General features: G+C 44.9%; 7 protein-coding genes. All 7 read right to left on the reverse strand.

Features of this window, described 5'->3' with window-relative positions; genetic code table 11:
• A partial coding sequence (locus QUF61_RS08140) for an AAA family ATPase (RefSeq protein WP_289681287.1) occupies positions 1 to 259 on the reverse strand: 259 nt, incomplete at its 3' end.
• Positions 260 to 383: 124 nt separating this feature from the next.
• Positions 384 to 611: a hypothetical protein gene (locus QUF61_RS08145; protein WP_289681288.1), complete on the reverse strand. Its 228-nt coding sequence runs from the start codon at positions 609 to 611 to the stop codon at positions 384 to 386.
• A gap of 80 nt (positions 612 to 691) precedes the next feature.
• Positions 692 to 1,696 (reverse strand): type I glyceraldehyde-3-phosphate dehydrogenase, encoded by a 1,005-nt coding sequence (gene gap, locus QUF61_RS08150; protein WP_103921677.1) that lies wholly within the window; start codon positions 1,694 to 1,696, stop codon positions 692 to 694.
• 85 nt (positions 1,697 to 1,781) lie between these two features.
• Positions 1,782 to 3,755: a transketolase gene (tkt, locus tag QUF61_RS08155; protein ID WP_103921676.1), complete on the reverse strand. Its 1,974-nt coding sequence runs from the start codon at positions 3,753 to 3,755 to the stop codon at positions 1,782 to 1,784.
• Positions 3,756 to 4,187: 432 nt separating this feature from the next.
• Positions 4,188 to 6,605: a PAS domain-containing sensor histidine kinase gene (locus QUF61_RS08160; protein WP_103921675.1), complete on the reverse strand. Its 2,418-nt coding sequence runs from the start codon at positions 6,603 to 6,605 to the stop codon at positions 4,188 to 4,190.
• Positions 6,606 to 6,803: 198 nt separating this feature from the next.
• Positions 6,804 to 14,480, reverse strand: coding sequence for a type VI secretion protein IcmF/TssM N-terminal domain-containing protein (locus QUF61_RS08165; protein WP_289681289.1), 7,677 nt, complete (start codon positions 14,478 to 14,480; stop codon positions 6,804 to 6,806).
• A 2-nt stretch (positions 14,481 to 14,482) separates the two neighbouring features.
• Positions 14,483 to 15,304 (reverse strand): DotU family type IV/VI secretion system protein, encoded by an 822-nt coding sequence (locus QUF61_RS08170; RefSeq protein WP_103921673.1) that lies wholly within the window; start codon positions 15,302 to 15,304, stop codon positions 14,483 to 14,485.
• Between the last annotated feature and the right edge of the window lie 101 nt (positions 15,305 to 15,405).

The raw sequence follows: 15,405 nt of genomic DNA on the forward strand, positions 1-15,405 counted from the left end.
AATTTTCTCTTTTTTTAGATTCTTCTATAGTTGTATTACGACTTGTAACTTCAGAATGTGCAACTTCAGAATGGTAGTTGATAAAACCTGTAATGATATCATTTTGTTTCTCACCCATCTTAAATGTAATGGTTTTATATAAGTATTTTCCAATCGTTGTTTTACCTGTATCATTTTTACCAGCAATAACGGTTAACCCAGAAAATTCAATACTGGCATCTTTTATTATTTTGATGTTATGTAACGTAAGTCTTATCATGCTATTTAATCATAATCAATAATTCCCACAAGAATTTTAAAAATATTTTTAATATCTTCAGGGGTGTTGTATTTGAGTTTGTGGCTTTGCCAAGCTCAAATAAAACTGGAGCAATTAAAAACTTTCATGTGATTGTCTCAGAATTCAGGTTGATTTTAGGAAGGAATTGATAATAAACATTTTTCAGGATATTAATTGTATCTGTATTACAGGTCTTTAATTCTGGTAAATCAATTTGGCCTAATGCATAGGAATAACTAAATTCTGTAACAATTTGGTCAAAAGGATTTGATAAATCAAAATAATCTTTGAAGGTATATGTTCTTCCCTCTTTGAATATTGATTTTTTCATAAAAATTGCTTGGGTAGGAAAACCTGACAGGTTTATAAACCTGTCAGGTTTTATCAACTAAATGACTAAAAAAAGGTCAACTAGTTCGCTGAAACGTGCTCTACAAAACGCAGCATGTTGCAGGTGTAGCCGTACTCGTTGTCATACCAGGAAACAACCTTAACGAAGGTGCCGTCCAGCGCGATACCGGCACCGGCATCAAAGATGGAGGAATAACCAACGCCACGGAAGTCAGTGGAGACAACTTTCTCGTCGGTGTAACCCAGCGTTTCACTCATATCACCGCTATCGGAAGCCGCTTTCATCGCTGCACAGATATCGTCATAGCTGGCTTCGCTATTGAGTTCAATCGTCAGGTCAACAACGGAAACGTCAGAGGTGGGAACGCGGAAAGCCATACCGGTCAGTTTACCGTTCAGCTCAGGCAGAACCACACCCACAGCTTTGGCTGCACCGGTGGAGGAAGGAATGATGTTCTCAAGGATACCACGACCACCGCGCCAGTCCTTCATGGAAGGGCCGTCAACAGTCTTCTGAGTGGCTGTAGCAGCGTGAACGGTCGTCATCAGACCGCGCTTGATGCCCCACTTGTCATTCAGAACCTTGGCGACAGGTGCCAGACAGTTGGTGGTACAGGAAGCAGCAGAAACGATGGCCTGACCCGCGTAGGTTTTGTGGTTAACGCCGTGGACGAACATCGGAGTGCCGTCTTTGGAAGGTGCGGACATGACAACCTTTTTGGCACCCGCATCAATGTGCTTCTGACAAGTTTCTTCGGTGAGGAAGAAACCGGTACATTCGATAACGAGGTCTGCACCAACGTCACCCCATGCCAGATTGGCAGGATCACGCTCGGCAGTCAGGCGGATGGTCTTGCCATCAACAACCAGATTATTGCCATCAACAGAAACGTCACCACCGAAACGACCGTGAACAGAGTCATATTTCAGCATGTAGGCAAGGTAGTCAGCGTCTAGCAGGTCGTTGATTCCGACCACTTCGATGTCACTAAAGTCCTTGGCAATAGCACGAAAAGCCATACGACCGATACGACCAAAACCATTAATACCGACTTTTAATGTCATAGATTTTCTCCTGAAGAGTTGTGATAAAGATTGGAAAACGAGTTTGGCGGGATGGCATGACCATCCCGCCGGAAGTGGGGCGTACTTAGCAGACGCTTTCGACAGTAGCGACTACGTTTTCGACGGTAAAGCCAAATTCCTTGAAGAGTTCACCGGCAGGTGCTGACTCACCGAAGCGGTCGATACCAACCACCTTATCGGCGTACTTGTACCAACTGGCGGTAACACCGGCTTCGACAGCGACAGTTTTCACGCCAGCAGGCAACACAGAGGCTTGATAGTTGGCATCCTGTGCTTCAAAGGCGTTAACGTTAGGCATGGAAACCACGCGAATCTTCTTGCCGCCCATCGCTGCGGCAGCATCCATTGCCAGCGCAACTTCAGAACCGGTAGCGAGAATGATTGCATCGGGGGTGCCGTCACAATCTTGCAGGACGTAACCACCCTTGGTGATGTCACTGATTTGTGCATCAGTGCGCGTCTGGTGAGCCAGACCCTGACGCGAGAAAATCAGGCAACTAGGCCCATCAGCGCGCTCAATGGCTTGCTGCCAGGCAACGGCGGACTCAACCGCGTCACAGGGACGCCATACGCTCATGTTAGGAATGATGCGCATGGAGGCGATCTGTTCAACAGGCTGGTGAGTCGGGCCATCTTCACCCAGACCGATAGAATCGTGAGTATAAACAAAGATAGAACGCTGTTTCATCAGCGCAGCCATACGCAGTGCGTTACGCGCATATTCCATGAACATCAGGAAGGTAGCACCGAAAGGAACCAGACCACCGTGCAGTGCCATGCCGTTCATGATGGCGGACATACCAAATTCACGCACACCGTAACGCATGTAGTTGGAAACTTCGTTAGCATCCATTGGCTTGTAGCCAGACCATTCGGTCAGGTTGGAGCAACCGAGGTCAGCAGAGCCGCCGAATAGCTCAGGCAGCATCGGGGAATAGGCTTCGATAGCAGCGAGAGAGGCTTGACGGGTTGCCGGACTCTTGGCTTCAGCATTCACAGAAGCGATGTAAGCAGCGGATTTTTCTGCCCAATCAGCAGGCAGGTCACCGTTGGAACGACGCTCGAACTCAGCCGCTAATTCAGGATACTCAGCGCGGTAGGCTTCGAACTTCTCGTTCCACGCCTTCTCGGCAGCAGCACCCTTTTCTTTTGCGTCCCAGCCGTTGTAAACATCAGCAGGTACTTCAAAAGGACCGTGATCCCAACCCAGGGCAGCCTTGGTCAGGTTGATTTCTTCATCACCCAGTGGTGCGCCGTGACAGGCATGGCTACCGGCTTTGTTCGGGGAACCGAAACCAATGGTGGTCTTGCAGCAGATCAGGGTCGGCTTGTCGGTTATCGCTTTGGCCATATCGATGGCTTTTTCGAGTGCTTCGTGGTCGTGACCATCGACATCAGCAATGACATGCCAGCCGTAGGCTTCAAAACGCTTGGGCGTGTCATCAGAGAACCAGCCATCAACGTGACCATCAATGGAGATGCCGTTGTCATCCCAGAAAGCCACCAGCTTGCCCAGACCCAGCGTACCTGCCAGTGAACATGCTTCGTGAGAGATACCTTCCATCATGCAACCATCACCCAGAAAGACATAGGTGTTGTGATCAACGATGTTGTGGCTTTTCTGATTGAACTGACCCGCCAGTGCCTTCTCGGCAATCGCCATACCAACACCGTTGGTAATGCCCTGACCTAGCGGGCCAGTGGTGGTTTCTACGCCTGGTGCATAACCATATTCAGGGTGACCTGGGGTTTTAGAGTGTAGTTGACGGAACTGCTTCAGATCTTCGATAGAGAGATCGTAACCCGTCAAGTGCAGCAAGCTGTAAATCAGCATAGAGCCGTGACCATTAGAAAGAATGAAACGGTCGCGGTTAGCCCACTTTGGGTTGTTGGGGTTGTGCTGCATGTGATCATTCCAGAGAACTTCTGCAATATCCGCCATGCCCATAGGCGCACCTGGATGACCAGATTTAGCTTTTTGTACGGCATCCATGCTCAGGGCACGGACAGCATTCGCAAGGTTCCTACGTGAAGACATTAATCCCCTCCTTCAAAAATTACGACAAAAAATTCAGATTAAAACAAGTTAACTGATGTTACGCAACCTGGTTGTTTTGGGCTTAAAACTTAATATTTTCTTGGACTAACCAAAAAACAGTGCAGTGCAAAAAGTGATTTTTTTGTACCTTAAAGCACAAAAATTAAGTTTTGCGTAACCCAGAATTAATCTACCCATTCTGCGTTAGTTACCAAGATTGAGCAAGACCAGCTTATTCTATAAGCCCATAAGAAATATATTATATAGCAATTAAACAGTGGGATTTCGAGTATTTTCCCGTTCATTTTCGTTAAATAGAACCACTATTCGCCTCAAATGAATGAAAAATTTGCCTCAAATCAGCTTTCCCTCGCTACGATTCCCTAAGTCCGACAGGCTCCTGGCTGACATCAAACTCAGGCTATTTAGTGTTCAATCGCTCTTTAAACGTTTCGCCAAATCCCGCACGGCTTTGATATCAAAACCTTCCGTTAATGCAACAAATTCGTACAATAATTTGGGAATATTGTCTAATTCTTGCATGATTTGTTGCAGATAGTGTGATAAAGCTTCAATATCCCCTTGTTTTGACAAATGTAAAATATGTGCAAGTTGTGCAGAATCTAAGTTTTCCAGAGTCTCATCCTCTGCGTCCTGAGAGATGCTTGGTAAAGCTTGCGCGGTTTCAGATGATAATATTTTATAGGGCTGCCCAGTATTGCTGTAGCTGTCAGTTTGCACCGGGTCTAATTGCTGTGTCTGTGAAACGGGTTGTTGCACATCTGCAAGTACTTTGATGGGAAAATGCACTAAAAATTGTGTACCTTGCTCTGGCTGACTATTCACTTCCAGTTTACCCCCCATCATATTGATTAATTTATGGGTGATGGATAAGCCTAGCCCCGTGCCCTGGGCACGGTAATGTTCGTTACCTGTTTGTTGAAAAGGTAAAAATATTTGTTCCAGCGCATCTGCCTGAATACCTATTCCTGTATCCTGGATTTCCAGTAATAAGTTGCTGTGCTGATAATCAGTGAATAGTGCAATACGTCCTGATTCCGTAAATTTCAAAGCATTATCTAACAGGTTTGTCAATATCTGACGAAAGCGTTTGGCATCTATTTCAATGACCCTTGGCAGAGGAGAACGATTTTGATATTCAAAACTGAGACCTTTGCGTTGGGCACGCATTTTGAATAAATCAATAATTTCATCAATACAAGACGGCAAATCACAATCTGTCATTTGCAATTCAAAGCGACCCGCTTCCATTTTAGATAAGTCGAGAATTTCGGTAATGAAATGTAGCAAATGTTCACCGCTGCGATAGATGCTTTGCACCTGATCTTGCTGGGTGGCACTCAGCCCGGTATCACGGCGTAATAGCTGTGCAAACCCCAGAATACCATTTAATGGTGTACGCAATTCATGACTCATATTTGCCAGAAAAACACTTTTGGCATGACTTGCTGTTTCTGCTATTTTTTTAGCATCCAGCAATGCTTGTTCTGTTTGTTTTTGCTTGCTGACATCTTGCATCTGTATCACAAAATATAGTACGCTTCCCTGTTTATCATAAACCCCGGCAATACCCGCACGAATCCACAGTTCATGCCCCTGTTGGTGGATAGCACGTTTTTCAAGGTAATAAGTACGGGTTTTCCCAGATAATAAACGCTCAAGTCCACGTAAATTTTCAGCCGCATTATCTAGGTGCAATAAGTTTTGAAAGCGTTGCTGAAGCAGTCTATGGCTGGGATAGCCCGTAATGGTTTCCATTGCAGGATTCACTTTTAAAAACTGGCCTTGCGCATCAATGAGAGCAACGCCATGCACACCTGCATCAAATGCTGCGCGAAAGCGTTCTTCACTGGTGCGCAGGGCTTCTTCAATTTTTTTACGCTTGGAAATATCCTGAGCAATGGTTGATAAGCAAATAATCTCACCGAGTGGATCACAATTTGGAAACCAGCTTTGGGAAATTGGTAAAAGAGTGCCATTATACAGTAATAATTTGCCATCCATTTTCCACGAAGGCAGACCTTGTCTATTACAAATTGGTTTTAAGTCACCACTTTTCTGTCTGTTTAACATACCGGAAGCTAAAATAGCTTTAACCGTATCGTCTGTATAAACATCTGTCAGACGCAGACTGTCTAATTGGGATTTTTCTGATAAACCCAACATTCTGCGCCCTGCCTGGTTGATATATAACCAATTGCCTTTATGATCGATAGAGCCAATAAAATCAACCGCATTATCCAGAATATTTAATAGTCTTTGTTGGGTTTGCACCTGTTTGTGGCGTTCACTGCTGTCACGAATAGTCACAATGACAACACGTTCTAAACTCTGGGTGATTGTATTGAGGTTAATTTCAACAGGTATTTCTTTGCCGCAACTGTTGAGTGCCGTCAATTCACGCCCGGCTGCCATGGTTCTTGCCTGGGGGTTTTTAAAAAACTGCTGACGTAATTGCTGATGCTGCTCACGCATGGCTGTTGGCAGTAATTCTTCAATCTGCATATTCGCCATGATTTTTTTAGAATAACCAAATAACAAACTGGCTTGCGTGTTACTGATGACAATGCGTCCATCGCTGGCAACACCCAAAATTGCATCGGGTGAAGATTCTACGAAACGGGTTGCCATCTGCGAATTAAACACACGGCGTAGCAAATACATCAATACCAGATTGATGAAAATAAAAAACAAAAAATAACTTTCAAACAGATCATCAGCAAGAATAAAGATAATCGTACCCATGCCAACGAGCAGAATACTGGTTAATATAAAAATTAAGACCAGATTGCAACGTACGCCACAAGCAAATTGATATTTAGAGCCCATTAACTTCCTTTGTCGAGGTTGCTTTCAAAAGTTGCCTGGGAGGCTGTCCGAGAACAGAGGCCGTAGCGAGGGAAAGCTGGTTTGAGGCAGATTTTTTCATTATTTGAGGCGAATATTGGGTATATTTAACGAAAATAAGGGAGAAATCTGACCAAATCCAGCTTTTCCGCAGTAGGTCTTGTGTTCTCGGACAGCCTCCTAGTGTGATGTTCCTGTAGCACCTGCTTCAGTTGGCACGGCAGGCGTTGCTACTGTTGCAGGCGCATTTTGCGGTGTCAGGCTGAGCAGGCTGGCAGGTGTCACATTACCTGGCATAAAACGCTGCTGCTGTTGTTTTTTCTGATACAAAGCAAAATCCTGTTCAAAGCCTTCCAGTGGCGGTGCCAGATCCGGGAACTCCGGTACTATCAATAATTCCTTTTTATTAGGGTAAGAGACATTAAAACGGATAAATAAACGCGCCTGGGTATTTTCCTGAAACCGCTCTGACTCAAAAGCATTAAAACGCTCCAGGTTTTCACTGGTCAGCAGATTTTCAGGATTCACCGTAGAAGGATAAGGGGTATCCTGTTTGGCTGCAATAAAATCTTTTTGTACCTGTGCTGGTGTTTTCTGATTTTGAATCTTGCTATAGCCCTGTTCCAGGCATCGTGCATCACCATACGCTTCTTCATACCAGTCCAGAAAACATTCTTCAGGTTCGGTCTGGACATTACCCAAGGCTTCAGCTTGTGGAATCTGTTGTTTTTGTGGCACGGGCTTGGCTGCAAGCAAGCGCCGCACCGGAATTTCAAATTTCAAAGTATGTGGCTGCATATCTTCCAGACGACTGAAATCAGCGGCATTACCCTGTTGCTTTTTAATCACTTCCAGCAAGGCCCATTGTCCAGTAAATTCAAATACTGCAGTATCATCCTTGTTGCCAACAATGCTCAGGCCAGGGCTGATACCGTCCCAATAAGGTCGGAATGCGGAGTTACGCGCCCAACGGAAAGAAAAACGCAAGGCCTCACCAAAACGCCAGCGGTCACTGAAATGCCAGGAGCCTTCACGTTCAGCAACTAGATTCGGGCGGCTTGCCGCAAGCGGAATGCCATTTTGGAAATAATTGACACCAGGCGTGGTTTTTTCCAGTTCCCAGCCAATAATCTGATTGGCACCTGATTCCTGCCCTTGGTTGACGCGGAAATCAACCACAATATCATATACTGGGCGTTTCAACGGCAGTGATTGTATCAATACAGGTTGCAGGAAGATTTTAACGCGCTCGATTTTGTCCAGAAAAGCGATAGCAGCATTACGGCTTTGCCCAAAGCTGCGGCTGTTGCTGAGATAATCCAGCAAGCCCTGACCATATTGCTCATAAATGGTAAAAAAGTCTTTAATTTCACTGGGCGCGGCTTCACTGAAAAAGCTTTCTGCGGACGTTTCAGCAAAAGGGAAGCGCGCCGCCAGATTCTGATTAAAATAATCCTGCACGATGTAATAACGTCGATAGGCTTCAAAGTCTGCCATAAAGCGACATTGTTGGAACAACAAGTTTTGCAGTTCAGATAAACGTGCCAGGAAATAATCGCCATGTTGACGTCCGGCTTCAGGTAAGTTGCTGTAACAATTGCCCAGATTAATTTTATCAATTCCAAATAAAATAAAATCTTCCAGTTTCGCCAGAGCATTGTTGGGATCTTCATTATCGTATTTAAACATTTCAGCATAAATACGTGACCACATAGGCATGGCATTCTGGCTGCCATATTGCGTAGGCAGGGTTTTCTCACCCAGGAATTTTAACAAGGGCTGGGCATAACGGGTTGCCAGGAAGCGTACTCGGTCTTGCTGCACGCGCAGATAAAATTCCAGCTCTTTTTGATCGCCAGTGCCAAAGGCAACGCTGGAAAGTTTATTATCACCATTCCAATCGAGGAAAAAGCGCCGCTGTTGGGGACGATATAAGTGGCTGCTGCGCAGTAATTGCGCAGTATGTTTAAGCAGGCGGTGTGCTTGTATCACCGTCAATTGCGTTACTGCGTCACGACTGTCTGCAAATGTGCCCTGTTCCGTTGTATCAGCCTTAGATACCTGATTAAAAAACTGAATCAACCAGTCCAATAAAGGCACGGCTTCATTAAAGTTCTGCATCGCCTGATCAACGCTTTCTTCAAATTGTTGACCACGCCGCCATTGCTGTGGTTTAACCCTTTGCGCACGCGCAATCAAGTCAATAATATGGGTATGAAACTGGGCATAACCTTTACTTTTAACCGTGGCTTGCTGTGCTTCCGGCCATTTGGGTAATTCTTCCGTCACAAAATTACCAAAATTTTCTGCCGAAGCAACTGCTTGTCCCAAATGCTCAACATCCCAATACAGCCAGCCATTAAGCGGTAACTGCGTGGTCAATTGGCGCATCCCTTCAGTATTCATGTTACCCGTCAGATACATCTGTGTCTGGCGGCATTGTTCGAGCAGGGTATAACGTAATTTTGCCAGTTTACGCTGGAAGAAATCCCCCTGATCCTGCTGGAACTCACTGTCATACAAACGGCTGTAGCAGTTTGTTGGATTAAGCTGATCCATGTCCTGACGGATAAAGGTTTCCAGCTTCGCCACGGAATTATCCGGGGTTTCCTTTTCGTAACTGAATAATGCCTGGTACAACTGATTCCACAACGGAATATATTCACCGGCCTGATACTGTTCCGGCACCGGTTTACCTGCCAGGAAACTCAGCAGTGGCAGGGCGTAAGTTTTTGCCAGACTGCCCACACGCTGGCGCTGACCTGCCAGATAATAATCCAGTTCTGCGACATCATTGCTACCAAAAGCCAATTGTGTCAGGCGGAAGGGGCCTTGGCGCGGGATAAAATATTCTTCCTGCGCGGGGGTATATAAGGTGCTTTGCTGTAATAGTTTAGTGACTTGCTTGAACAGGGTGTAGGCTTGCACTGTGCCCAGTTTCGCCAAGGCTTCGCTGCTTTCGGTGAAGCGTTGCGCCTGATCCGTATTGGCCTTTGCCACATGATTAAAAAACTGAATCAACCAGTCCAGTAAGGGTTGGGCTTTGCTAAAGTTTTGTGTTGCCTGATCTACACCTTCTTCAAAACTTTGTCCACTTTGCCAGGCTTTTGGCTGTTCCTGCTGGGCTTTGGCAATGAGGTTCATGATGTGGGTATGAAACTGGGTATAGCCCCTGTCATTGACATTGTTCTGGCGATCTTCTGACCATTTCACCACGTCTTCATCAATGAACTTACCAAAATTTTCCGCTGAAGCAATCGCCTGTTGTAATTTTTCAAGATCCCAATATAACCAACCATTGAGTGGTATTTTTTTGGCTAAGGGCTGCATACCCGGTACCGGACTGGCAAGATAATATTGAGTCTGGCGGCATTGCTCAAATAAGGTGTAACGCAGTGCGCTTAGTTTACGCTGGAAGAAATTCCCTTGCTCGCGCTGGAATTCACTGTCATACAAACGGCTGTAACAATTAATGCTGTTGATTTGATCCAAGTCCTGGCGAATAAAGTGTTCTAATTTTGCGACCGCATTATCCGGGGTTTCATTTTCATACTTGAATAATTCCTGGTATAACTGATTCCATAAGGGGATATATTCCCCTGCCTGGTATTGTTCCGGCACCGGTTTACCTGCCAGAAAGCTGAGCAGTGGTAAGGCATAATTTTTTGCCAGATTACCCACACGCTGACGCTGGCCGGTGAGATAGTAATCCAGCTCGGTCACATCATTGCTGCCAAATGCGAGTTTTGATAAGGCAACGGGCGTTGCTCTGCTAATAAAATATTCAACCTCACCAGGGGTATACAAAGCGCTACTGCTGAGTAATTTTGAGCTATGCTTGAGCAGATGATAAGCCTGCAAAGTGCCCAGTTTAATTAAAGCATCAAGACTTTGTTGGTATTGTTGTTGCGCGGTGCTTTCTTCGGCACTTAATTGGGTTAGAAATGCAATAAACCAATCCAGCATGGGTGCCGCTTCAGTGAAATTTTGCACTTCACCACGCAGACCTTCCTCAAATTGTACCCCTTGTTGCCATTGGTGCGGTGCCAGCATTTGTGCGCGGGCAATTTGATCAATGATCTTGTCGTGGAATTGGGACAGTGTTTTATTACGGGTTGTCGCCTGCTCCGCTTCCGGTAATTTCGGTACTTCCTCAGTAATAAACTTGGCAAATTTTTCAGCTTCAGTAACCGCTGAACGCAGTTGATCGGCATCCCAATACATGGCTTCGCTGAGTTTCAACTGCGTGGTCAGGGATTGTAAATTACCCTTATCTTTGTCTGCGGCAAGATAAATCTGTTCTTTGCTGCAATGTTTCAGCAGCAATAATTGCAATGCCTCGCGTTTTTGCAGAAAATAATCCCCGGTTGCCGGCATTTGCTGTATGGCCTGCAAACGACTGTAACAATTATCGGCATTGACATCATCGAGTTCAGTGAGGATGTAATTCTCCAGTGCCGCCAGTGAGTTATCCGGTTTTTCGCTGTCATACTTAAACAGTTCCTGATAAATCCGGGTCCAACGCGGCACGACAACGCTGCTGCCCAGTGCCGCCGGTAATTTTTTACCGCTGATAAACTCTAAAATAGGATGTGCATAGGTTCGCGCCAGATAATAAACGCGATCCCTTTGTACGGACAGGTAATAGTCAAGTTCGGTCTTGTCAGTGACAGCAAAAGCCAGCAATGGCAGGGATTTCCCCTGGTTTTGTTCAGCAAAGAACTGGGTATCTTTAGGCCGATACAGATCATCTTCATCCAGCAATTTATTGATCCGAGCCAATAAACGATAAGCCTGTAACGCAGACAAGGCTTCCAGGTCTTTATAAGTATTGGCATATTTTTCCTGGAAACTTTTCGCAGATTTCAGTACGTCAAAAACCTGTAATAACCAGGATAATAAAGGTGAGGCTTCAGAGAAGTTTTCCACTTCGGTGCGCACACTGCGCTCATATTCCGCGCCTATGGCGCGAGGTGCCATTTCTACGGTTTGTGCCTGGGCAATCAAATCACGCAAATTGGCATGTAATTGAAAGTGCCCGGCATTTTTGGCAATTTCTTTTAAGTTGTCAGGGAAACGTTTTAAGTCTCGATCAATAAAATGTTGGAATGAAGTGGCTAAATTCACCGCTTTTTGTAACTTATCTGTTTCCCAGATCAAACGTTTATTTAAGGGTAAATCGGCTTGAAACTGGCGCTCACTGCTGACTTCAGCCATAAAATCATTGGCTAAAAATGCACTGAGAATCTTTTTCAGGCGAATAACAGCGGGTGAGAGCACCAGATTTTTATCTTTACTTTTTTTCTGTTTTTTCTTCTTCTTTTTCTTCAGTAATTTACGCGCTTCTTTGCTCAGTTTTGCTGAGCGGGGTTTCATTAAGGGGCCGACCAGGTCGCTGCGATAACTTTGTAATTGTGCGCGCAGGGCAAAAAACTCGGTTTTAACGGTTTCCCGAAATTCCTCATACACCGTATCACCATATAAGGTATTTTTCCGAATTCCCTGTAATAAATAGTCAAATTCAGCACCCAAATCAAATTTGGCACTACTAACCCAGGCATATTCAGTCTGTTCCAGATAGGATTCAATATTGGCAATATCATCATTCAGGCCGCTGAGTATTGTATTCCATTGGGTGTGACGACTGCTTTGCTCCAACTCATCCAGGGCTTGCTGCAAAGTACTGATGCGTTGATTTAAGGTATTGTTCTGGAATAAGCGATTTAATAATTCCTCTTGCAACTGCACCAATTGTCGATTGGCGTGAGGGCGGTAATTATCCAGGTCAAAATGAGGGTAATGGGCATTGGCAATTGCTTTGGTATAAAGCTCAGCATGCGTGTAAAACGTACTGGGCAGCGAAAGATGGTAAAGATATTCCACCAAATCAGCCATACTTTTGGTTTTATCTTCCGCTTGCTGCAAATGGTTATAGCGTTGGGTATTTTTTTGCAGCTGCTCTAAACGTTCAATAAATGCGGTAATATTTTTAAATTCTGCCAATTCGGTGATGTTTTCACCATCTTCCTGGTTTTCTTCCAGCAATAAGTAATGCTCATGATGCTCCAGAGGTTCATCAGTGAGATAACGTGATTGCTCATGCAAGCCAATATACAACCATTTGACTATCAAACGATCATAGGCAGCAGCTAAAGCCAGTACCAGCTTTTTATCCACTTGACTGAATAAAGATGGGGGTATCCAGACAGATTCCAGGGTATCGGTTTCCACTTTTGCCATATTATTGAGCAGATTCATGGCAGCCGTTTGCTGTGCACGCTGCAATTCTGCTTTATAAGTATCATCAAAGCGCACATTAATCTTTAGCTCACGCAGGTTTTCAGTATCCGTCATCACCTGCCGATACAGTGGCACCAGGGTTATTTGCGCTTCATCAACCTGCCGAAAAGCGTACCATTGCAGGCCCACGCCCGTGACTAACACCCCGGCAATTGCAGCCTGAGTTGTCCATAATACTTTGTTTTGGCTCTTATATACCCGATTAACTGGGCGGGCAATACCGGATTCCGGGAATACCTTGTCGCGTAAAAAGTGCGTGAGAAAAACTGGTGTTGGTTTTGGTTGGCGAACTTTCTGCGTCTCTGCGGCAAAGGCTAAGTCATCTGAAGTCGCATGTCCTGTGGCAGATAAGGTATCATCTTCCAGGTTGCCAAGGTGCTGTATACCGCTGTCGCCAGTAAAATAAATGCCGCGAAAGAAAAAGGGTTCATGATAAGTGCTGGTTTTAAATACACGATCCAGATAAATCCGCAGTTGTTTAAACACTGGTCGCATTTCATGTGGAAATAATAAAAAGCTGTCATTATTACTGATTTTTTCGTTTGCAACTGTGACCAGTTCTAGTTGCGTTTCATTGAGATCCTGATACAACTTTTGAAAGGCGGTTTCGACCAGATTACTGTTATAAACCGTTTCCAGCGAAAAGGGATTTGACCAGCCAAATATATCCTGGGTTAAACGCTCGGGCAATACCTGACAGAAATCCTGGAAACCACTGACGACATCGCATTTGCTAACCAGGATATAAACCGGTACCCGCATCCCCAGTATTTTTTGTGCAGTACAAAGTTTTTCATAAAGCTGTTCCGCTTTATTTTGCATCACTTCCCGTGCAGCACGTTGCTCACCCACTAAATCAGTGGCCGGGATGGTTAAAATGATACCGTCAATCGGGCGCTTGGTGCGTTTATGCTGTAATAAAGTCAATAAGGACTGCCAGCCTTTGTCATCAGACACATATTGGTCGGTGGTTTCATCCTGGTACAGGATGCTGTCCCCATTCATATCCAGCACGATGCCTTCATTAAAAAACCACCAGTCACAGCCTTTTTCGTGGCTGGGGTTATCAAAATCAGGTGGATTACCAAAAGGTTGTGGCAATCCGCTGTTAAGCAACGCAGTACTTTTGCCAGCACCGGTCTCGCCCAGCATTAAAAACCAGGGGATGTCGTAAGGGCTGGAGACATGATCCTGTAATTGATTAAGGTTCAGTTGGAAAGATTTTTCTAAATTTTTGTTGGAAATGCGGCGAATTTTTGCTTTTGGTTTTTTAGAAAATGGCCATAAATCACGTAAACTAAATCCTGGTTTTTCTTTATCTTCGCTGACTTCTGCCGTTTTATCCTTTTTATCCGCCTCAGCGCCTTTTAATAATGCTGCTGGCGGCTTGGGCATTTTGGGTAAATTGGGGCTTTTGGGAAAAAATTTACGGTACAAGGCGTGAGCTGCGGTCGCTGCAAACACCAAACCAAATACGGTGATGATAAAACCGGGCATACCGCCAGGTAAATAGCTGAAAATGCCGGAAATATCGTTAACAAGCATCACGGGATTCATGATTACAACGCCCTGTCTTCAATAACCTGATCCATTAATTGTTGCAGATCAGCTGTGGAGTATTCCCAGTAAAAATATGATCCCAGTAATAAACCTAATATCACAACTGCCAATAACCAATACCATTTTCGCAGCGTAGGCAAGGGTTTGATATGGGTTTCTCTTACGGTAAAGCCATAACTATCGGGAAACAGATGTTTATCCGGGTTAAACATCAAATGCTCATGCAGACCTTCGGTATCGCGTTGGGTGATAAAACTGAATAATTGTCGACGATAATCTTCCAACTGACCATGATCAATCTGGTTGCGGTATTTTCCCTGGAAGCCCAGCGATAAGGTAATTAAATAAATTCTTGCCAAATCCGTATAGACCGGGTTGCGCTCTTGCAGCAGCTTATCCAGATGTAAAAAAACTTTTTCACCAGAAATGCTGGAGTCAAATAAACGACTTTCCAGCAGATGATGACTCCAGATATCCCGCCCTTCCCAAGCGACAACATGCAGGAAAATTTCATCAGCCAGTCCCGCCATCAGATACTGGGCTTCGCGGTATAAAGTTGCGCCGTATTCGCCGCCGCGTTGCGCCGCGTCACTGCGTTGCCGCTCCAGAATGGGAAACAGGTGTTGCTGGATATAAGCCGGTGTCACCTGTACTAATACGGGTTCATCTGTTGTATTATCAGGTGCTTCCGGTTCAGCTTGATTTGATTGCGCAGGCACGCCGCCATTGCGGATTTGTTGCTTTATGCGCACAACTTCACTGTAAAATTCGTGAAAATAAACATAAAGCAAGGATTCAGAATGATCAGCAGAAAATAACATATCATTTTCCCCTTAAAAAATGCGCGAGCCTATTGTTATGGTATACCATAAGCTTCCTGACGCAAGCCCATCATATCGAAATTTAAACTAACTGGCAGTTT

The organism is Candidatus Venteria ishoeyi, from assembly GCF_030378065.1.
GTDB lineage: Bacteria > Pseudomonadota > Gammaproteobacteria > Beggiatoales > Beggiatoaceae > Venteria > Venteria ishoeyi.